Source organism: Pseudomonas salmasensis, from assembly GCF_014268375.2.
Classification (GTDB): domain Bacteria; phylum Pseudomonadota; class Gammaproteobacteria; order Pseudomonadales; family Pseudomonadaceae; genus Aquipseudomonas; species Aquipseudomonas salmasensis.
In genome coordinates, this window is record NZ_CP077083.1 from 151,538 (window position 1) to 173,200 (window position 21,663).

Genomic DNA, 21,663 nt, shown 5'->3' on the forward strand with positions numbered 1-21,663 from the left:
TCAATGCTCCCGGCTGGCAAAGTCGATACGCGGATCGACCAGGGTGTAAGTGAGGTCGCCGATCAGTTTCACGATCAGCCCCAGCAGGGTGAAGATAAACAGCGTGCCGAACACCACCGGGTAGTCACGGTTGATCGCCGCTTCAAAGCTCATCAGGCCCAGGCCGTCGAGGGAGAAGATCACTTCCACCAGCAACGAGCCGGTAAAGAAGATGCCGATGAAGGCCGAAGGGAAACCAGCGATCACCAGCAGCATGGCGTTGCGGAACACGTGGCCATACAGCACGCGGCGGTTGGTAAGGCCCTTGGCCTTGGCGGTGACCACGTACTGTTTGTTGATTTCGTCGAGAAAGCTGTTCTTGGTCAGCAGGGTCATGGTCGCGAAGTTGCCGATCACCAGGGCGGTGACGGGCAGCGCCAGGTGCCAGAAGTAGTCGAGGATCTTGCCGCCCCAGCTCAACTCGTCGAAGTTGTTGGAAGTGAGCCCGCGCAAGGGGAACCAGTCGAAATAACTGCCACCGGCAAACACCACGATCAGCAGAATCGCAAACAGGAACGCCGGTATCGCATAGCCGACGATGATCGCCGAGCTGGTCCACACATCGAAATGGCTGCCGTGGCGCGTGGCCTTGGCGATCCCCAAGGGGATGGACACCAGGTACATGATCAGGGTGCTCCATAACCCGAGGGAAATGGACACCGGCATCTTCTCCTTGATCAGGTCGATGACCTTGGCGTCCCGGAAAAAGCTATCACCGAAGTCCAGCTGGGCGTAGTTCTTGACCATGATCCACAAGCGTTCCGGCGCCGACTTGTCGAAGCCGTACATCTTTTCGATTTCCTTGATCAGCGCCGGGTCCAGGCCCTGGGCGCCACGGTAGCTGGAACCGGCCACCGCGACTTCGGCCCCACCGCCGGCAATGCGGCTGGTGGCACCGTCGAAGCCTTCGAGCTTGGAGATCATCTGCTCTACCGGGCCGCCGGGTGCGGCCTGGATGATGACGAAGTTGATCAGCAGGATCCCGAACAGCGTGGGGATGATCAGTAACAGGCGGCGAGCAATATAGGCCAGCATTCAATTGCCTCCGCTCGCCGCATCGGCGTTCTGCGTGGTGTCGAGGGATACCGCCGGTTTGACGTCGGGTTTAGCCCACCAGGTGGCGGTGCCGACGTCGTAGCGTGGCGAGACCTTGGGGTGGCCCAGGTGGTCCCAGTACGCAACACGGAAGGTCTTGATGTGCCAGTTGGGGATCACGTAGTAACCAAACTGCAGCACACGATCCAGCGCCTTGGCGTGGGCGATCAGGCTTTGGCGCGAACCGGCGTCGATCAACTCTTCCACCAACTGGTCGATGGCGGGGTCCTTGAGGCCCATGTAGTTGCGGCTGCCGGGCTTGTCGGCGCTGGAGGATTTCCAGAACTCGCGCTGCTCGTTACCCGGCGAGGTGGATTGCGGGAAGCTGCCCACCAGCATGTCGAAGTCGCGCGAGCGCAGGCGGTTGACGAACTGCGAGACGTCCACCCGACGAATCACCAGGTCGATGCCCAGGTCTGCCAGGTTGCGCTTGAACGGCAGCAGGATGCGTTCGAACTCGGTCTGGGCCAGCAGGAACTCGATGGTCACGGGCTTGCCGGTGCTGTCGACCATTTTGTCGTCGACAATCTTCCAGCCCGCCTCTTGCAGCAGTTGGTAGGCTTCGCGTTGCTGGGTGCGGATCATGCCGCTGCCGTCGGTGTGGGACGGTTCGAAGGCCTGGGTGAAGACTTCACCAGGGATCTTGTCGCGCAGCGGCTCAAGGATCGCCAGTTCCTCCGGGCCGGGTAAGCCGGTGGCGGCCATTTCCGAGTTTTCGAAATAGCTGCGGGTGCGGGTGTAGGCACCGTTGAACAACTGCTTGTTGCTCCATTCGAAATCCAGCAACAGGCTGATGGCTTTGCGCACCCGCACATCCTGGAACATCGGCTTGCGCATGTTGAACACAAAACCCTGCATGCCGGTGGGGTTGCCGTTGGGGATTTCTTCCTTGATCAAGCGGCCTTCTTTCACCGCTGGAATGTTGTAGGCATTGGCCCAGTTCTTGGCGCTGAACTCCAGCCAGTAGTCGAACTGCCCGGCCTTCAAGGCTTCCAGGGACACCGTGCTGTCGCGGTAATAATCGGTGATGCGCGTATCGAAGTTGTAGAAGCCCTTATTGACTGGCAGGTCCTTGGCCCAATAATCCTTGACCCGCTCGTAGCGAATCATGCGGCCCGGCTTGACCTCGGCCACCTGGTAAGGCCCGCTGCCCAGGGGGATTTCCAGGTTGCCCTTGGAGAAATCCCGGCTGGCCCACCAGTGTTTGGGCAGCACTGGCAACTGCCCGAGGATCAACGGCAACTCGCGGTTGTTGGTGCGCTTGAACTTGAACAGCACGCGCAACGGGTCTTCGGCCACTACTTCATCGACGTCGGCGTAGTAGTTGCGGTACAGCGGGTTGCCTTCCTTGATCAGGGTCTGGAAGGTGAATACGACGTCTTCGGCGCGGATCGGGTGGCCATCATGGAAGCGCGCTTCGGGGCGCAGGTAGAAGCGCACCCAGCTGTTGTCCGGGGCTTTTTCGATCTTGCCAGCCACCAGGCCGTATTCGGTGATGGGTTCGTCCAGGCTCTGCATGGCCAGGGTGTCGTAGATCAGTGGCAGGTTGTCCGCCGGCACGCCCTTGCTGATGTAGGGGTTGAGGCTGTCGAAGCCGCCCATGGCCGATTCGCGGAAGGTACCGCCCTTGGGGGCGTCGGGGTTTACGTAGTCAAAATGCTTGAAGTCGGCGGGGTACTTGGGGGGCTCGTTGTAGAGGGTCAGCGCATGTTGTGGCGCGGCGTGCGCCGCGGTGCACAGCAACAGGCTGGCGAGCAGGGTAGTACGCAAGGACATCATTGGGCTTTCTCCGAAGCTTTCAGCCACCATGCGCTCAGGCCCAGGCTATAGGGCGGCGTGGTGACGAAGGCGAACCGGTTGCGGTACGCCAGGCGATGATAGTTGAGGTACCAGTTGGGGATGCTGTAGTGCTGCCATAGCAGCACACGGTCCAGGGCGCGGCCGGCGGCCAGTTGTTCTTCGCGGGTCTGCGCCGCCAGCAGGTGGTCCAGCAGGTGGTCGACCACCGGGTTGGCGATACCGGCGTAATTCTTGCTGCCTTTGATTGCAGCCTGGCTGGAGTGGAAGTACTGCCACTGCTCCAGACCGGGGCTCAAGGTCTGGCTGAGGGTCATCAGAATCATGTCGAAGTCGAATTGATCGAGGCGCTGTTTGTACTGTGCGCGGTCAACGGTGCGCAAGCGGGCGTCGATGCCGATGCGGGTCAGATTTTCGACATAAGGTTGCAGGATGCGCTCAAGGTTCGGGTTGACCAGCAGGATTTCCAGGCGCAGCGGTTGCCCGTTTTTATCGAGCAGGCGCTGCCCCGACAGTTTCCAGCCGGCCTCGCCGAGCAGGGCCAGGGCCTGGCGCAGCGTGTCGCGGGGGATGCCGCGGCCGTCGGTGTGCGGCAGGCTGAACGGCTGGGTAAACAGCGCGGCCGGCAGTTGGTCGCGGTAGGGCGAGAGCATCAGCCACTCATGGCCCACGGGCAGGCCAGTAGCCGAGAATTCACTGTTGGGGTAATAGCTCACCGAACGCTTATAGGCGCTGCTGAACAGCGTGCGGTTGGTCCATTCAAAATCGAACATCAACCCCAAGGCTTCACGCACCTTGGCCTGGCTGAATGCCGGTCGCCGGGTATTCATGAACAGGCCCTGGCTCTGGGTGGGGATCTGATGGGCGATCTGTGCCTTGATCACATCGCCGCGGTTGACCGCCGGGAAGGTGTAGCCCGTGGCCCAGTTCTTGGCCTGATGCTCGATATAAATATCGAATTCACCGGCCTTGAAGGCTTCAAAGGCCACGTCGCTGTCGCGATAGAACTCCACTTCGACCTTGTCATAGTTATATAAACCCTGGTTGACCGGCAGGTCTTTGCCCCAGTAATCCTTGACCCGTTCAAACACCAATTGCCGCCCAGGCGCAACCTTGGTGATGCGGTAAGGCCCACTGCCCAAGGGCGGCTCGAAGGTGGTGGCCTTGAAGTCACGGTTTTTCCAATAGTGCTGGGGCAGCACCGGCAACTCGCCCAGGCGCAGGATGAGCAAGGGGTTGCCGGCGCGCTTGAACACAAAGCGGATACGGTGTGGGTTGAGGATGTCGACCCGGGCCACTTCCTGCAGGTTGGTGCGGTACTGCGGGTGGCCTTCGGTCAGCAGGGTGCGATAGGAAAACGCCACATCATCGGCGGTGATCGGCTTGCCGTCGTGAAAGCGTGCTTCGGGGCGCAGGTTGAACACCACCCAGCTGCGGTCCTCGCTGTATTCCACCGATTGGGCAATCAGGCCATAGCTGGAAGTGGGCTCATCGCCGGAAGGCGCGTATTGCCCGGTGCCGACCATCAAGGGTTCATTGAGCTCGTTGACGCCGTACTGCAGGAAGTTGGCGGTGGAAACCGGGCTTGAGCCCTTGAAGGTATAGGGGTTGAGCGTATCGAAGGTGCCAAATGCCATCACCCGCAATGTGCCGCCTTTGGGCGCTGCAGGGTTTACCCAATCGTAATGGGTGAATTTGGCTGGGTACTTGAGTGTGCCGAACTGCGCATAACCGTGGCTCTCGGTGATCGTCGCGTTCGCCGCAAAGCTCAAGGCCAGGCTTATTAGTAGAAGGAGGGGACGCTTCAAGTCAGAGATCCGATCCGGGCGGCTTGGGCTTTATGATCGGTACAGTAACAGCTTGTTCCGGTTGGAAAAAGGCTGTCGGGAGGGCCATTTGCGGACTGCGAGCTATTGGACGGTGTGAAGGTCAAATGTGGGAGCTGGCTTGCCTGCGATAGCATCGACTCGGTGCCTGGGACACACACCGAGGTGTCTGCATCGCAGGCAAGCCAGCTCCTACATTGATTATCTTGGCCCGGAAACCACCAGCATCTGGCCTGGCTTCAATGCCTGGCCGGTACGCGGGTTCCAACGCTTGAGATGTTGCATCTCGACGTTAAAGCGCTTGGCCACCATGTACAGCGAGTCACCTTTCTTGACCTTGTACTGCACCGGTTTTTTCGCCGCGACTTTACGCGTGTCCTGCATCACCAGGGTCTGGCCGACCTTGAGGGCCTGGCCGTTGAGCTTGTTCCAGCGCTGCAGGTCATGCACATCGACCTTGTTGGCCTTGGCAATAAGCGTGAGGTTGTCGCCACTGCGTACCTTATAGCTGCGGGTACGCCCGGCAACCGCCTTGGTTTCGACTTCGTCGAACACCGGCTTTTTAGGGCGCATGCTCAGCAATTCTTCCGGCTTCATCGTCGAAAGGGTGCTGGTCAGCAGTTGGGCCTTGGAGGTCGGCACCAGCAGATGCTGGGGGCCGTCCAGGGTAGTGCGTTGTTTCAAGGCCGGGTTGAGCTGGAACAGTTCGTCTTCGTCGATCTCGGCCAGCGCGGCAACCCGTGAAAGGTCCATGCTTTGCTTGACTTCAACGACCTCGAAGTACGGCGTGTTGGCAATCGGGTTCAGGTTGACGCCGTAGGCTTCGGGCGCCAGTACCACCTGGGACAAGGCCAGGAACTTGGGCACATAGTCCTTGGTTTCCTGGGGCAGGGGCAGGTTCCAGTAATCGGTGGGCAGGCCGAGCTTTTCGTTGCGCTCGATTGCCCGGCTCACCGTGCCTTCGCCGGCGTTATAGGCCGCCAGGGCCAGCAGCCAGTCGCCGTTGAACATGTCATGCAGACGCGTCAGGTAGTCCAGGGCGGCGGTGGTGGAGGCGGTGATGTCGCGGCGGCCGTCGTAGGCGCGGGTCTGGCGCAGGTTGAAGTAGCGCCCGGTGGAGGGAATGAACTGCCACAAGCCGACCGCATCGCTGCGCGAATACGCCATGGGGTTGTAGGCACTTTCAATCACTGGCAGCAGTGCCAGCTCCAGGGGCATGTTGCGTTCTTCAAGGCGTTCGACGATGTAATGAATGTAGAGGCTGCCGCGTTCGCCGGCATTCTCCAGGAAGGAGGGGTTGCTGGCGAACCACAGGCGCTGTTGCTCGATGCGCGGGTTGACGCCGACACCGTCCTGCAATTGAAAGCCCCGACGCATGCGTTCCCAGACATCCTGGGGCACTTCGGGGCTAGGCTTCTCTGATAGCCAAATAGGTTTTTGCTTGATCTTGGCAGCAAGATTCGGTTTGGGTTGCACGGTGGATTGTGCAGCGTAATGAGTCGATTGGCAGCCCGCCAGAGTTGCGGAAACGGCCACCGCCACGGCTTGAGCCAGGCGGGTCAATGCGTCTGAAGAAATGGATTTACGAATAGATGACGACATTGGCTGGAAGTAAGTTCCGGGCAAAAATGTCGGGCGATTCTAGAAAGCGCTGTGGTTCCGGTCAACCATTCAGAAATTACGTATCAGATTGCATCCTGTTAGAACTTATCTTTCCAAGCCCTCAAGCTAGCAAACACCTCGGCCCCAGAGCGGTTGTCGCGGCCGTTCCGTTCGTCCGCTTTTTGTTTAACGGATGTTTCAGCGGTGCGCAGAAAAGGGTTAGTACGTTTTTCCAGGGCCAGGTTGGATGGCAGCGTCATCTCCCCAAGGGCGCGAAGTTGGGCGACTTTTTCCACGCGCTCGGCGATGTCGGCGTTGTGCGGTTCCACGGCTTGGGCAAATTTCAAGTTACTTTGCGTGTATTCGTGGGTGCAGTACACCAGCGTATCGGCGGGCAGCGCGGCCAGGCGTTCCAGGGAGCTGTACATCTGTTCGGGTGTGCCCTCGAACAGGCGACCGCAACCGGCAGCGAACAAGGTGTCGCCACACAGCAACACGCCTTGGTGGTAAAAGGCGATGTGGCCCAGGGTATGGCCTGGCACCGCGTACACGTGGAAGTCCCAGCCCAGCACGCTGATACGGTCGTTATCGTGCAAGGCCACATCCCGCGCCGGGATCTTTTCGTTGGCAGGGCCGTAGACCTTGGCGCCGGTGGCATTTTTCAGTTGCTCGACACCGCCTACATGATCATGGTGATGGTGGGTGACCAGGATGTCGCTGAGGCACCACTCGGCATTCTGCTTGAGCCAGGCCAGTACTGGCGCGGCATCGCCGGGGTCGACCACGGCGCAGCGTTGGGTGGCGGGGTCTTGTAACAACCAGATGTAGTTGTCGGTGAAGGCGGGTAGGGCACTGATCTGTATCATTCTTCGATTCGCCAAGCTGAACACATTGGTGCATCTTAGAACGTCTAGGCGAGTTGGAGAATGCAATGACTGATAAAGCGTTCGCCCAGGCCGATCCTGAGTGGCTGGCCCTGATCAGCGCGGCCCGCGAATGGTTGTCCGGGCCGATTGGGCAGTTTTTGCTGGAAGAAGAGCGGCGCATGCTCGAAGACGAGCTGGGCCGGTTCTTTGGTGGCTATCTGGTGCATTACGGGCCGTCAGCCGACACGCCGCCCTCGGCGCCGCAGGTGCAACGCAATGTGCGTCTGGGCGCGCCGTTGCCGGGGGTGGAGATCGTCTGCGAGGAACAGGCCTGGCCCTTGAGCGAACACGCCGCCGATGTGGTGGTGTTGCAGCATGGCCTGGATTTCTGCCTGTCGCCCCATGGTTTGTTGCGCGAAGCGGCGAGCAGTGTGCGCCCTGGTGGCCATTTGCTGATTGTCGGCATCAACCCCTGGAGCAGTTGGGGCCTGCGCCGTGTGTTCGCCCATGATGGACTGCGCCAGGCGCGTTGCATCGCGCCTTCACGGGTGGGCGACTGGCTCAACCTGCTGGGCTTCGCGCTGGAGAAACGCCGCTTCGGGTGCTATCGTCCGCCGCTTGCGACTGCCAAGTGGCAGGGCCGCCTGGCCGGTTGGGAACGCCGCGCAGGGGCCTGGCAGCTGTCGGGTGGCGGCTTCTATTTATTGGTTGCACGCAAGATCGTGGTCGGGCTGCGACCGGTGCAACAAGTACGCCGCGAGCCGATCGGCAAGCTCGTGCCGATGCCGTTGGCCAAGGTCAACCGCGAACAACGCGAACCGTAAAACCTCTTTTTGATTTCAGGCCGAATAACCGATGACCGATAGCGTAGAACTCTTCACCGATGGCGCCTGCAAGGGCAATCCCGGCCCAGGCGGCTGGGGCGCCTTGCTGGTGTGCAAGGGCGTGGAGAAGGAACTGTGGGGCGGCGAAGCCAATACCACCAACAACCGCATGGAACTGATGGGCGCGATTCGTGGCCTCGAAGAGCTCAAGCGGCGCTGCAACGTACTGCTGGTGACCGACTCGCAATATGTGATGAAGGGCATCAACGAGTGGATGGTCAACTGGAAAAAACGCGGCTGGAAGACGGCGGCCAAGGAGCCGGTCAAGAATGCCGACCTGTGGCAGTTGCTCGATGAGCAGTGCAACCGTCACGACATCACCTGGAAATGGGTACGCGGGCACATTGGCCACCCTGGCAACGAGCGCGCCGACCAGTTGGCCAACCGTGGCGTGGATGAAGTGCGCGGCTACAAGCAGAGCTGAACACTGACGCCGCAGCGGCCGTTCGAGCCGCTGCTTCACTGCCGCCATCGCGCGTGGCGAGTCGACTTTGCTAAACCTTGTAAAAAACTGTTGGGTGTTCACCGGTGGCTGGGTGCCATGGGGCGCTTCGTTTACAGAGCGTGCTAATATCCCGCCCCTTGAACTGTACCGAACCGTTGAGAGCTAAACCCTGATGGCCATCCGATCTGTTGTACTCGATACCGAAACCACCGGCATGCCGGTGACCGATGGTCACCGGATCATCGAAATCGGCTGTGTCGAACTGATGGGGCGCCGCCTGACCGGCCGCCACTTCCACGTCTACCTGCAACCGGACCGTGACAGTGACGAAGGGGCGATTGGCGTCCACGGCATCACCGATGAATTCCTCAAGGGCAAGCCGCGCTTCGCCGAAGTGGCCGATGAGTTCTTCGAGTTCATCAACGGCGCCCAGTTGATCATTCATAACGCGGCGTTCGACATCGGTTTCATCAATAACGAATTTGCCCTGATGGGGCAGACCGACCGTGCGGACATCTCCCAGCACTGCACGATCCTCGATACCTTGATGATGGCCCGCGAGCGTCACCCGGGCCAACGCAACAGCCTCGATGCCTTGTGCAAGCGTTATGGCGTCGACAACTCCGGCCGTGAACTCCACGGCGCCTTGCTCGACTCCGAGATCCTGGCCGACGTTTACCTGACCATGACCGGCGGGCAGACCAGCCTGTCCCTGGCCGGTAATGCGTCTGATGGCAGCGGTTCGGCGGAGGGCTCGGGCAACCGCCCTTCGGAAATCCGCCGGCTGCCGGCTGATCGCAAACCGACGCCGATCATCCGTGCCAGTGAGCAGGACCTGGCCGAGCATGCGGCGCGGCTGGAGGCGATTGCCAAGGCGGCGGGTGCGCCGGCGTTGTGGACGCAACTCACCCAGCAATAACAGCGTTCACCTATCTATCTGGCGCCCCGCGATCCAAATGTGGGAGCTGGCTTGCCTGCGATGGCTGCCTGACAGCCGACGGTAACCACGATGCGAAGCGAGCCGCTCTTGATCTTGATCTGCTTTTGATCTCAGGCGGCCCCCCAAATCACTGGCGGATTACGGGCACACCGAGCCTAGGCGAGGTGCCGAGGGGTTGGGGCAAGAGCCCTTTTGGTTACTTTTGGGGCTCTTTTCCAAAAGTGACCCGCTGTCAGAGCGGAACCCTAAGTAGCCGTTACCGCAGCAATGGATATGTACACAATCCAACTGTGTTGACTGTCAGGCCGCCTTCGCGAGCAAGCCCGCTCCCACAGTTGGATAGTGGGGTGTCAGGTAGATAAGTGTCGGCTGGCAGGCCGTCATCGCAGGCAAGCCCGCTCCCACAGTTTGATTGCGGTATGGCCGGCAGGCAGGCCGTCACGGGAGCAAGTTCCCTCGCCACAGGTTCAGCCCCGTACCGAAGTTATGTAGATACCTCTCGACCGCCTGTGAAATCTTCATTCGCCACTTTTGCTTCCAGCTTCTACCCTTGTGCAAAGCCTCCGGAGTAAGAGTGCTCATGTACAAAGACCTGAAGTTCCCCGTTCTGATCGTGCACCGTGACATCAAGGCCGACACCGTTGCCGGTGACCGGGTTCGAGGCATCGCCAGGGAGTTGGAACAGGAGGGCTTCAGTATTTTTTCTGCGGTGGACTACGCCGAGGGGCGGCTGGTGGCCGCGACCCATCATGGTCTGGCGTGCATGTTGATCGCTGCCGAAGGCGCCGGGGAAAACACCCACCTGCTGCAAAACATGGTAGAGCTGATTCGCCTGGCGCGGCTGCGCGCACCCAACCTGCCGATCTTTGCGTTGGGCGAGCAAGTCACCCTGGAAAACGCCCCCGCCGATGCCATGAGCGAGCTCAACCAGCTGCGCGGCATCCTTTATCTGTTCGAAGACACCGTGCCGTTTCTGGCGCGCCAAGTCGCCCGCGCCGCACGCACTTACCTGGATGGCCTGTTGCCGCCATTCTTCAAGGCGCTGGTGCAACACACCGCCGATTCCAATTATTCCTGGCACACCCCCGGCCATGGCGGTGGCGTGGCCTATCGCAAGAGCCCGGTGGGGCAGGCGTTTCATCAGTTCTTCGGGGAGAATACCCTGCGATCGGACTTGTCGGTGTCCGTGCCCGAACTGGGCTCGCTGCTCGATCACACCGGGCCGTTGGCCGAAGCCGAGGCCCGCGCCGCGCGCAACTTTGGCGCCGACCATACGTTCTTCGTGATCAACGGCACGTCCACCGCCAACAAGATCGTCTGGCATTCCATGGTAGGGCGCGATGACCTGGTGCTGGTGGACCGCAATTGCCACAAATCCGTGTTGCATTCGATCATCATGACCGGCGCGATCCCGCTGTACCTGTGCCCGGAGCGCAACGAGCTGGGTATCATCGGCCCGATCCCCCTGAGCGAATTCAGCCCTGAGTCGATCCGCGCCAAGATCGACGCCAGCCCCTTGACCCGTGGGCGAGCACCGAAAGTGAAATTGGCGGTGGTGACCAACTCCACCTATGACGGCCTGTGCTACAACGCCGAACTGATCAAACAGCAGTTGGGCAGCAGTGTCGAGGTGCTGCACTTCGATGAGGCCTGGTACGCCTACGCCGCCTTTCACGAGTTCTTCGCCGGGCGCTATGGCATGGGCACCTCGCGCACGCCGGACAGCCCCTTGGTGTTCACCACCCACAGTACGCATAAATTGCTGGCCGCCTTCAGCCAGGCGTCGATGATCCACGTGCAGGACGGCGGCGCACGGCAACTGGACCGTGACCGCTTCAATGAAGCCTTCATGATGCATATCTCCACCTCGCCGCAATACAGCATCATCGCGTCGCTGGATGTGGCCTCGGCGATGATGGAGGGCCCGGCCGGGCGCTCGCTGCTCCAGGAAATGTTCGACGAGGCCTTAAGTTTCCGTCGCGCCCTGGCTAACTTGCGCCAACATATCGCGGCCGAGGACTGGTGGTTTTCCATCTGGCAACCACCCTCGGTCGCAGGCATCGACCGGGTCGCCACGGCGGATTGGCTGTTGCACCCTGGGGATGAGTGGCATGGCTTTGGCGACGTGGTCGAAGACTACGTGCTGCTGGACCCGATCAAAGTCACGCTGGTGATGCCTGGCCTCAACGCCGGCGGGGCCTTGAGCGAGTGCGGGATTCCCGCCGCAGTGGTCAGCAAGTTCCTTTGGGAGCGCGGGCTGGTGGTGGAGAAGACTGGGCTGTATTCGTTCCTTGTGCTGTTTTCCATGGGCATTACCAAAGGCAAGTGGAGCACCTTGCTCACCGAGCTGCTGGAGTTCAAGCGTAGCTACGATGCCAATGTCAGCCTGGCCAGTTGCTTGCCGTCGGTGTATGCCCAAGGCCCGGCGCGTTATCAAGGCCTGGGGCTGCGCGACCTTTGCGACCAGTTGCACAGCTGTTACCGTAGCAATGCCACGGCCAGGCACCTCAAGCGTATGTATACGGTATTGCCGCAAATCGCGATGAAACCCGCCGATGCCTACGACCAGTTGGTCAAGGGCGAGGTGGAGGCGGTCTCTATCGATGCCTTGGCAGGACGCATCGCCGCCGTGATGCTGGTGCCTTACCCGCCGGGCATTCCACTGATCATGCCTGGTGAGCGCTTTACCGAGTCAACCCGTTCTATCATCGATTACCTGGCATTTGCCCGCACGTTCGATAGCAGTTTTCCCGGTTTCGTCGCAGATGTGCATGGGCTGCAACACGAAGATGACGGCAGTGGCCGTCGTTACACCGTCGATTGCATCAAGGGTTAAGGAAGTTTATGCAAGCTGTGATGAACCCGAAGTATCCAGGGCTCAGTGTGCGAGTCGCCGACGAAGGTTTTGACGCCTATGTGTGGGGCAATGATTTCAGCTTTGAAGTCAGCGCCTATGGAGTGCCGCAAATGGGCCAACGCGTTGACCAATGGCCAGTGGAGCGCGTGCTGCCTTACCGCAAGTGCTATGGCATCGACCCGGAAGAATTCGCCAGTTTCCGTGATGCCGCCGACAGCTCGATCTTCATGGCGTACCTGGATGACTGCGCGGTGGGACATATCGTGGTCAGCACCAACTGGAACGGTTTTGCCCACGTTGACGAGTTGGCCGTGGCGCTGCCGGCGCGCCGACATGGCGTGGCCAAGTCACTGTTGGATGTGGCGCAGTTCTGGGCCCGCAAGAAGAACCTGCCGGGCATGATGCTCGAGACCCAGAACAACAACCTCGGCGCCTGTCGCCTGTATGAGCGGTGTGGCTATGTGATGGGCGGCATCGATCAACTGCGTTATCGCGGAATTGACCCGCAAACCCGCGAGGTCGCGATCTTCTGGTATCGGTTGTTCAAGACCGAGCGGGATGCGGCTTGACGTCGCCCACCGTCAACATTGACGCCGCACCCCGCAGAGAGGCTTATGAGTCGAGCCAGGAATGCTCGCTGCCGATCTTGACCTTCAGTTGGTCACGAAACGTGCGGTAATGCTGCTTGGCCTCCTGTATTTTTTTCTTGAGCCCGATAGGCGCCTTCAGGCCTTTGCTCTGGTAATACTTGCGTATCTCCTTTTCCATGTCGAAAGGCTTGGCCCTGAAGTTTTCAGTGCCATCGATAAACCGAATGTCTTTGGTGGCGCCATCGAAGCCAACGTCATAAATATCCGGCCGGGTTGATTTGAGGGTGTCGTCAAACATCAAAGGGCCAACAGTTTCAAATACTTTTCTTTCGTACGTCTGAAACTCCGGGGTGAGGCTATAACCGCCCTTGGCGTTGCGCGTGATAGTCGGGCGGTGATTTTCAAAATAGGTTTTATTGGCGGTGAAACGCCGATTCATCTCGCTGATCATCTCGGTCATGACCGGGTTGTTGGGTTGTGTGGCGAAGTTACTCGTGTTGTAGAACGGTTTGTAGTCGGTTAACTGGTGCGCCACCGGATGATTCAACAGGATGTCCGAATCGCCTGCATTCAGCCCGGCAGCGCCGATGGCCCCTTTGATCTGGTCATCGGTGTCCAGATAAATACCGCCGTATTTGTTCATCAGTGGGTAGCGCGCCACATCGGAAGTCGCCGCGAGGTTCTTGCCCTGGCCCTGGCGGAAATAGCTATACAGTTCAGTATGTTTGAGCTGTGCAAAAAAATCGTCCTCATGCAAGTTCATGACAGTGATACCCGGAGCGTCTTTTTCCATCTTGAGTTTAATGGCCTGGAATAACTCCGGTGTGTCGGCGTCCACATGCACGATGGATTTGAACTCGGGCATTTTTTTAGCGTTTTTATTCATGTTCTTGATCAAGCGATCAGGCAATTCCCCGCCAGCCCAGAAATAGTGGATGTCCTTGGGCACTGGCCGCACGTTCGTGGGGGGCTTGGGGATGGCGGGCGGAGTGACTACAACAAACTGGAAGCGGTGCGAGTCTGCCTTTTGAGCCTGATTCATCTGATCGAGCGAGCCCTGCTGCCATTTGCCTTTCTTGTCCCTCCAGAAATAATCCGTTTGCAGCTCGTCACTGTCGCTGAGGCCTCGCCAGGCGCCCGCTTCGCTGTCAAAGCTGACGCAGGTGTTCCTGGCGACGTAGGGATACTCGTTGCCCGGCCTGAAAGTCACGCCATCCATCGGCAAGACGTAGGTGTGGTCGTCGAGTTTCCAGGCGGGCAGTGGGCCAGGTCTACCACCGAGCAAACGATTGGCCGTGGCCGAAGGCTCCCAACCGGCGCTGCCCATATCCTTGACCGCGATGTCATCCTTCGGGGCGTGGGGGTGTTGAATAACGCGCTGACCGTCCTTGACCGTGGACGGGTAGAGCTTATTGTCGATCTTTATATATTCCTGGTTGTTCGGGCCCATGTAGACGTTGCCCTGCAAGCCTTTGACCTGCAGCAGGTCTGGGGAGACGGCCGCTTCGTAACCCTGCAGTGACGGCGTGTTGAGCACCTTGAGCTCGCCGTTGGCGGCCACCACGGATGGGTGGAAACCCTGGAGTGGCGGCCCATAGGGCAGGCCCTTGACGGCGTCAAAGGCGTGCCAGTTGCCGCCTCGGAACACCGCCCCGACTTCCAGGTCATGCCCGGCAATCCTGGCGGTACCCGTGGAAACCAGGCCATGCTGGGTACTGGCGGCTTTGAGCAGGTCGTAGCTGCCGGTGGCGCCCCTGAGCGTATTGAAGGCTTTCGCGCCCTTGGACCAGGCCCAGCGGCTGATGCCCTTGAGCAAATCGCCCGCGCCGCCCAATGGGTTGAGCGCTTCGAGCGCCACGGTGCCGAGGAAGCGTGCGGCTCTGGCGGCGCCTTTGACCCCGCTGACGCCTTTGCTGAGCACTTTGCCGGCCTGGGCGGCTTTGCCTGCGCCCAACGTCACCAGGCCCATCACCTCGAAGCCGAGGTCCATCAAGCCATCACCGATGTTGCCCTGCATGAAATTAACAATCGTCGACCGGAAAGGAATCATGTTGAGGAAAAACTCACCGATAGCGTGGTTGGCGGCGCTGGTTTTGTCGTATGAAGTGGTTCCACGGGCGTGCTGAAGCAAGTCATCGCCGTGCAGGTCCAGGCGTTGGGTGAGCACTTTGGCGATGTAGCGGGTGCGCTCGGAGTCGAACACCTGCGGCGTTTCAACGCTTGCCGGCGTTTCCTTGGATCGTTGGGCGTGCTCGTCTGCGAACGGGTTGAAGCGCACGGTCCTGTGCAACGTGTTTGCGTCGCGCATATCGAGTCGGGAATAGGGCGGCGAATAAATATGCGCGAGGTAATTGTGTTTTGTAATGCTCCCGGCGTGGGTGTCGATCCGATAAATATTGACCTGCCCGTTGCGGGTGATTTTCACATCCAGCGTATGGCCTTTCTTGATCAGGGTCTTGCTCGAAAAATCGGCTTCTATGAAGTAGTCGTTGGTATGGAAAAATTCGAGCTGGCCATATTCGAAATTTTCACGATCTTGCGGTAGCAAGGTCGATATGAGGTGCTGGGTCATTCCCGCGTGACCCTTCTCCAACGTTTCCATTGCAGGCTTGTAGCGCTGGGTAAAGGCGTCTGCGACCGACAGCGCACCGGCATTGGAAAGCGCACAAAACGCCTTGATGGGGATGCGTGTGTCGCGAGTGATCCAATGCTCGCTGTCGTCGTTATTGACTTTTTCACCCTGCATGACCACATCCAGCATGGAGTGCGTGCCGGGAAAGCGACCTGGTCGTCCTTGAACCAGCCGGGCCTTGGTCAGGTGTTTTGCCCTGAAGACGTCGTCTGGCACATTGGGAAATGTTTCTCGAAGCAATTGCATGCCCATCTCCTCGCGCATCGGAATGGGGGTTGCCAGCGCCAGGGCCGTGGCCTGTAAAGATTGCTGCTGAGTGCTGAAGGCGGCTTGTGTGGCGCGCATCTGCGTATCGCTGGGGGAGGTGTCTGCTTTCAAGTGACCGTTGACGACTCCCCAGTTGTGCAAGGCTTCGCGATGGATCGTCTGCGTCAGTGCTGCACCGACATCGGTGACCTCGGCGGCAGCGAGTATCTCGCCGTAGGTCATCGTGAGCACACGCCCCGGCGATTCGACTTCCAGCTTGGCTACGGCGATTTCCAGCTGAGTCCAGGGCACGCTGCCGTAGGTCACGCTGGGCGGTATGTCCTTGACCAGATACTGCGGCGCGGTGCGTGCCAGCAACAGGCGAGCTGCAAGGTCGGCCGATGCCTTTGACGCTCGACCATCCTTGACCAGATGGTGGCTCAAACCCTCGATCACCGCGTTGGGCGGTTGATTCCAGAGGGCCCGTTGCCCGAGATCAAAGCCACTCACGCTGTTGCGTTTTGGTGCTCCCTGGGCTTGCGGGTCCAGGCCCAGCGCAATGGCCGCCAACAAGTAGTCATTGACGCTGGTGTTGGTCGCGATGCCGCCCAGTCTCGTTTGAATGAACCTGCCCAGTGCTTGGGCCTTGGCTGAACCCAGCAGCATTTCCATGGCGCTGGCCGGGAACTTGAAATCGTTATTGGACAGGTGGGTGACAGAACACAGGTAGCCCAGTACCCCTTGTTTATCGCTCAGCGGCAGTTCCGGCAGGGCGGGGTCGGGCGTGTTCAACAGGTCAATCAGGGCTTGTCGGTCCTGCCCCGACAGTGGGATGGGCCACGACAGGGCGCCACCGTAATTGCCCAGGGGGAACGTCTGGACATGCTTGATTGCCACCTGATAAAGCGCCAGCAATGCCTCAAGAGTCTTGGGTGCCGGCATGCCGCTGCCGCTGAGGAATGTACCTAGCTTGACCCGGCTGTTGGGCGCCAGGTTGTGTTGCAGCGAGTACCGTGAGCCTTCGCACACCGGTAGCGTGGAGGTTGCCAGGTGCGTGGTGAGCCGGGCTTCGAGTTCGCGTCGCTGGTGGTCAGACAAGTCGCCGGTAAAGGCGTCGTTCAGCTCCTTGAGGAGTTCGCCCAGGTTGTCTGCCAGTACCTGCCAGTTACAGCGCTCACTGAAGGCTTGTTTGAGGGCTGCCGGGTTGTCGAGCGCCTCAGGGGCCACGTCGTTGCTGGGGGCCTCCACTGGTAAGGGCTGCGTCGTGAGCGAAGGCGGGGGCGGTGCTTGAGTCCGGGCAGCAGGGTGCAGCAGCGGCAAGTGCGCCAGTACATTGGGAAGTGGGAGCATGGGTATCAATCCTTGGTTGCGCTGTTCATCCGGTAGAAAGTCCGTGCTTTGCTCTGGATAAGTGCGCTGCCCAAAGAATTGGGTTCCTGTTGTTTCTTTAAGGCGGTGTGTCGATGCCTGGAAGGGAAGGGAAGGGCGCGAAGGCCGTTACAGTGCTGGCGGGCCCGCCAGCAGGGCCTGGGCCTTTTGCGTGACGATTTCCAGCAGCGCATTCAGTGCGGGTGTGGCAGCGGCACTCTTCAACGTCAGCGCGTAAAGGCCGACCGGGATAAGCGGCGATAGCGGGCAGGTATCCAGCCCGGCCTCCTGCGCACCGAAGGCGGTGAACGGGTCGACAATTGCCAGGCCCTCTCCGGCCTCCACCAGGCCGCGCATCATCGGGTAGGTTTGCACCCGCGTCTGTACCACGGGCAGTGGTCGCAGGGCTTGCAGCTTGGCATCCAGCACGCGGCTGAGCGGGTCATGGCCTTCCAGGCCGATCAGCGACTGGCCGGCCAAGTCCTGCAATGCAATGTATTTTTGCTTGGGCTTGAGCCAGCCATGGGGAGCCAGCAGCTGCAATTTGCCTTGGGCCAGCACCGTGCTTTGGATCTGTGGATGCTCGGGGTCATGCAGGCTCAGGCCCACATCGGCTTCATGCAACAACAGACTGTTGATGATCTGCCCAGTGGGTTGGCTCGACAGGTTGCACGGCATGTCCTGGAAGCGTCGACGCAGCGCGGCAATGCTCTGGGGCAGCAGTTGGTTGGCCAGCGGCGGCGTGCAGAGGGCGCGCAAGGGCGGCGCGTGGTGGTGTTTCAAACGGCTGGCAAGGCGTTGCAGCGGCTCCAGGGCTTCGTACAGAGCAGTGATTTGCGCCTGCAACTCCAAGGTTTCCCGGGTTGCCTGCAAGCGCCCGCGCACGCTGGCGAACAGCATGAAGCCCAGTTGCTGCTCCGCGTCCTTGAGGGTGGCGTCTACTTCGCCCACGGAGAGTTGCAACCACTCGGCGGCGGTGCCGAGGTGGCCGGTCTGCAAAATGGCCTGAATCACTTCGATATGACGTAAACGCATGGCCGGAGTCTATGTGCAGTGCGCAGGGGTTTCAATGGCGCAGGCCCGCGTGCGCAAAAAAGACTGCCGGGGTCGTCCCGGCCTATGGCGTTCAGCCACGACCCTACTAGAATGACCGCTCTGATCAGCAACGACCCCTGCCGGTTTGCCGGTACTTAAAATAAAAAACAGGTCTGGTCTCATATGCCTCTGCCCTCGACGCTCTTCGGGGTAACGGCCAAGCAACTCCTGGTCCTGGTGACCGTGGGAGGCCTGGCGGCTTACTTCTTCAATCATCAGGATGAACCGACGCCGGACAACCTCGCACTGCAAGCCTTTATCCGCGCCCAGCAACAGGTGGACGAGCAGGTAGGCGCAGTAGTGGGGATTACCCTGGTCAGGGAGGTCGAGGCTTACCCCGCGTACAACGCGCCGGGTTACAAGCGCTCGATGTATACGGTGCAAGGGGAGCGCGGCCAGTTGCTGGTGACGCTCAAGCAAGACGAGCAGGGCATAGAGGTGACGCAGATCCGCAGCCCATGAGCGTCCCCAGCCCAGTCGCCAGGACTGAGCAGGTGAACAAGGCAAGCGCTTACGAGGCCAGAGTGGTTTCTGACTCGCGCACGAGAATGGTGCCCGACTGGATCAGTTTGAATTCATCACCTTCCAGCTTTTCTACACGGTCGCCAATGGCCAGCTTGTAGGTCACGGTGGGCGTCGATCCCGCCAGGTCGCCTTGCGCCGGGTTGGATTCCTGGAACTCATGCACCGAATACACGCGGCCTTCCGCGTCTCTGGCATGAAACTGTCCAACAAGTACTGCAGCCATCTGTTTAGAACCTCTGGAGATAAACACTCGATTTGCGGTTCTGTAGACCGTCAGGGAGCGGGGTAGTTTACCTATAAGAAAAAAATACTATTCGCTGATATTTTCAGACGCTTCCTACGTAAGCACTGGCAGGGAAAACGTCGAGGGAATCTGCACAGCCCTCTGGTGAACGCGCCGCGAAGCCTCTATAACTACAAGCTCCTTTATTCAGAAGTCGGGAAACCTCAATGAGCAAGGTCTACACGATTGCCGTCCTGGTGGGCAGCTTGAGAAAAGAGTCGATCAACCGCAAGGTCGCGCTGGCCCTGGCCGAACTGGCCCCTGCCAATCTCAAGTTGAACATTGTTGAAATCGGCGACTTGCCGCTCTACAACGAGGACATCGACGGTGCAACACCGCCAGCAGCCTACAGCACTTTTCGCAAACAAGTGAGTTCATCCGACGCGGTGCTGTTCGTCACCCCTGAATACAACCGCTCCGTGCCGGCCGCCTTGAAAAACGCCATCGACGTAGGCTCGCGCCCTTACGGGCAAAGCGCCTGGAGCGGCAAGCCGGGGGCGATCATCAGCGTCTCGCCGGGTGCCATTGGCGGCTTTGGCGCCAACCACCACCTGCGCCAGTCCCTGGTGTTCCTGGATGTGTGGTGCATGCAGCAGCCGGAAGCCTACCTGGGCGGGGCGGGCAATGTGTTCGATGAGGCGGGGAAGGTGTCGGACAAGACCAGGCCGTTCCTGCAGGCATTCATCGATGCCTACGGTAAGTGGGTAGAAAAACAGAAGGCTTGAAATTAGCCCGGCCCCTGTAGGAGCGAGCTTGCTCGCGAAAAACTCCATGACAACGCGCTCATTCAGGATGCCAGCGTTGTCGTTACGATCTTCGCGAGCAAGCTCGCTCCTACAGTAGGGGGTTATCGCAACCAGTTGGTGCGTGCCAGTTCGATAACCTCATCGCCGCGCCCGCTCATCACCGCCTTGAGCATATACAGGCTGAACCCCTTGGCCTGTTCCAGCTTGATGCTCGGCGGCATCACCAGTTCCTGAGTGGCGGTCACCACATCCACCAGTACCGGGCCATCATGGGCCAGCGCACGGCGCAGGGCCGGCTCCAGGTCTTCGGATTGTTCCACACGAATGCCCAAAATGCCCATGGCATTGGACATGGCCGCGAAGTCCGGGTTTTTCAGCTCGGTGCCAGTGTCCAGGTAACCTGCAGCCTTCATCTCCATGGCGACAAAACCCAGGGACGAATTGTTGAATACCACCAGTTTGACCGGCAATTGCAGTTGCGCCAGGGAAATGAAATCCCCCATCAACATGGTGAAACCACCGTCCCCGGACATCGAGATCACCTGCCGTCCAGGGAATGCCGCCTGGGCGCCGATAGCCTGGGGCATGGCGTTGGCCATCGAACCGTGGTTGAACGAGCCGATCAACCGGCGCTTGCCGTTCATCTTCAGATAACGCGCCGCCCACACGGTGGGCGAGCCGACATCGGCGGTGAAGATCGCATCATCATCGGCCAGTTCGCTGAGCAAGCGCGCCACATACTGGGGGTGGATCGGTCGACCGGCCTTGGACGGTTGCGCCAGGTCATCCAGGCCTTGGCGGGCTTTTTCGTAGTGCTTCAGGGAGGTTTCGAGGAAGCTGCGATCGGTCTTGCGGGTCAGGCGTGGCAGCAGCGCGTCGATGGTTTCACTGACATCGGCGGCGATGCCCAGGTCCAAGGTCGCACGGCGCCCCAGGGCTTGCGGGTTGCGGTCCACCTGGATGATCTTGGCGTCGGTGGGGTAGAACTGGCGATAAGGGAAGTCGGTGCCGAGCATGATCAAGGTGTCGCAATCGAGCATGGCGTGGTAACCGGAGCTGAAACCGATCAGGCCGGTCATGCCGACGTCGAACGGGTTATCCCACTCCACGTGCTCCTTGCCCCGCAGTGCATGCACCACCGGCGCGCCGAGGGCGTCGGCCAGCGCCACTACCTGATCGTGGGCGCCGGCACAGCCGCTGCCACACAGCAGGGTGACTTTCTCGCTGCTCTGGAGCATGTCGGTGAGGCGCTGCAAGTCCTGCTCAACCGGCACGGTGCGCGGTGCGTGCAAGGCCGGCCACGGCTTGAGCTTATCTTCCACTTCCAGCAGCGATACATCCCCCGGTATCACCACCACCGCCACGCCTCGGTTGAGGATCGCCGAACGCATGGCACGGTGCAGCACCTGAGGCATCTGCTCGGGGTTGCTCACCAGCTCGATAAAGTGGCTGCACTCCTTGAACAGTTCCTGGGGATGGGTTTCCTGAAAGTAATTCAGGCCAACCTCCGAGGACGGAATTTGCGCGGCAATCGCCAGCACCGGCACATGGTTGCGATGGCAATCGAACAAACCATTGATCAAATGCAGGTTACCCGGCCCGCAACTGCCGGCGCACACCGTCAACTCGCCGGTGGCCGCCGCTTCGGCACCGGCAGCGAAGGCCGCGACCTCTTCGTGGCGCACATGCATCCACTCGATGCTGTCCATGCTGCGCAAGGCGTCGGTCAGGCCATTGAGGCTGTCGCCGGTCAGCCCCCAGATACGCTTGATACCCGCTTGTTCCAGGGTGGTCGCCAACTGCTGGGCCAGGTTGATTTTCGCCATG

Annotated in this window: 16 protein-coding genes; 7 read left to right on the forward strand and 9 right to left on the reverse strand. The window is 60.0% G+C overall.

Features of this window, described 5'->3' with window-relative positions; all coding sequences use genetic code 11:
* The 5 genes from HU731_RS00645 to gloB form a co-directional block, all read right to left on the reverse strand.
* Entirely contained in the window at nucleotides 1-1,074 is a 1,074-nt protein-coding gene (locus HU731_RS00645; RefSeq protein WP_186606601.1) for a microcin C ABC transporter permease YejB, read from the reverse strand.
* A complete protein-coding gene (locus HU731_RS00650; RefSeq protein ID WP_186606602.1) occupies nucleotides 1,075-2,913 on the reverse strand; it encodes an extracellular solute-binding protein in 1,839 nt (612 codons plus the stop codon).
* Entirely contained in the window at nucleotides 2,910-4,739 is a 1,830-nt protein-coding gene (locus HU731_RS00655; RefSeq protein WP_186606603.1) for an extracellular solute-binding protein, read from the reverse strand. The genes HU731_RS00650 and HU731_RS00655 overlap by 4 nt, the downstream gene beginning before the upstream one ends.
* Nucleotides 4,740-4,958: 219 nt before the next feature.
* Entirely contained in the window at nucleotides 4,959-6,359 is a 1,401-nt protein-coding gene (locus tag HU731_RS00660; protein WP_003190692.1) for a transglycosylase SLT domain-containing protein, read from the reverse strand.
* Nucleotides 6,360-6,457: 98 nt separating this feature from the next.
* Complete coding sequence (gene gloB, locus HU731_RS00665) at nucleotides 6,458-7,225, reverse strand: hydroxyacylglutathione hydrolase (RefSeq protein ID WP_186606604.1); 768 nt, start codon at nucleotides 7,223-7,225, stop codon at nucleotides 6,458-6,460.
* 65 nt (nucleotides 7,226-7,290) lie between these two features.
* On the opposite strand from gloB, the gene HU731_RS00670 reads away from it, so the two are divergent.
* From HU731_RS00670 to HU731_RS00690, 5 genes are all read left to right on the forward strand, one after another.
* A complete protein-coding gene (locus HU731_RS00670; protein ID WP_003190694.1) occupies nucleotides 7,291-8,049 on the forward strand; it encodes a class I SAM-dependent methyltransferase in 759 nt (252 codons plus the stop codon).
* A 31-nt stretch (nucleotides 8,050-8,080) separates the two neighbouring features.
* Nucleotides 8,081-8,533 (forward strand): ribonuclease HI, encoded by a 453-nt coding sequence (gene rnhA, locus HU731_RS00675; RefSeq protein ID WP_003173571.1) that lies wholly within the window; start codon nucleotides 8,081-8,083, stop codon nucleotides 8,531-8,533.
* Nucleotides 8,534-8,732: 199 nt separating this feature from the next.
* A complete protein-coding gene (gene dnaQ / locus HU731_RS00680) occupies nucleotides 8,733-9,473 on the forward strand; it encodes a DNA polymerase III subunit epsilon (RefSeq protein ID WP_164692278.1) in 741 nt (246 codons plus the stop codon).
* Between the two features lie 601 nt (nucleotides 9,474-10,074).
* Nucleotides 10,075-12,330, forward strand: a complete 2,256-nt coding sequence (locus tag HU731_RS00685; RefSeq protein WP_186606605.1) for a lysine-specific pyridoxal 5'-phosphate-dependent carboxylase LdcA — start codon at nucleotides 10,075-10,077, stop codon at nucleotides 12,328-12,330.
* A gap of 8 nt (nucleotides 12,331-12,338) precedes the next feature.
* Nucleotides 12,339-12,920, forward strand: a complete 582-nt coding sequence (locus tag HU731_RS00690; protein ID WP_186606606.1) for a GNAT family N-acetyltransferase — start codon at nucleotides 12,339-12,341, stop codon at nucleotides 12,918-12,920.
* 43 nt (nucleotides 12,921-12,963) lie between these two features.
* Here HU731_RS00690 and HU731_RS00695 read toward each other — a convergent pair whose 3' ends face one another.
* The gene (locus tag HU731_RS00695; RefSeq protein ID WP_186606607.1) at nucleotides 12,964-17,169 is read right to left on the reverse strand and encodes a glycosyltransferase family 32 protein; all 4,206 of its coding nucleotides are present in this window, start codon (nucleotides 17,167-17,169) and stop codon (nucleotides 12,964-12,966) included.
* Nucleotides 17,170-17,316: 147 nt separating this feature from the next.
* Entirely contained in the window at nucleotides 17,317-18,222 is a 906-nt protein-coding gene (locus HU731_RS00700; RefSeq protein ID WP_186606608.1) for a LysR substrate-binding domain-containing protein, read from the reverse strand.
* 183 nt (nucleotides 18,223-18,405) lie between these two features.
* Here HU731_RS00700 and HU731_RS00705 point away from each other — a divergent pair, with 183 nt between their 5' ends.
* A complete protein-coding gene (locus HU731_RS00705; protein ID WP_186606609.1) occupies nucleotides 18,406-18,744 on the forward strand; it encodes a hypothetical protein in 339 nt (112 codons plus the stop codon).
* Between the two features lie 49 nt (nucleotides 18,745-18,793).
* Here HU731_RS00705 and HU731_RS00710 read toward each other — a convergent pair whose 3' ends face one another.
* Nucleotides 18,794-19,030 (reverse strand): hypothetical protein, encoded by a 237-nt coding sequence (locus tag HU731_RS00710; protein WP_032892208.1) that lies wholly within the window; start codon nucleotides 19,028-19,030, stop codon nucleotides 18,794-18,796.
* Between the two features lie 227 nt (nucleotides 19,031-19,257).
* On the opposite strand from HU731_RS00710, the gene HU731_RS00715 reads away from it, so the two are divergent.
* On the forward strand, nucleotides 19,258-19,815 hold the full coding sequence (locus HU731_RS00715) for an NADPH-dependent FMN reductase (RefSeq protein ID WP_186606610.1): 558 nt from the start codon (nucleotides 19,258-19,260) through the stop codon (nucleotides 19,813-19,815).
* Between the two features lie 122 nt (nucleotides 19,816-19,937).
* Here the strand turns inward: HU731_RS00715 and poxB are convergent, their stop codons facing one another.
* Nucleotides 19,938-21,662 (reverse strand): ubiquinone-dependent pyruvate dehydrogenase, encoded by a 1,725-nt coding sequence (poxB, locus tag HU731_RS00720; protein ID WP_186606611.1) that lies wholly within the window; start codon nucleotides 21,660-21,662, stop codon nucleotides 19,938-19,940.
* Nucleotide 21,663 lies beyond the last annotated feature (1 nt).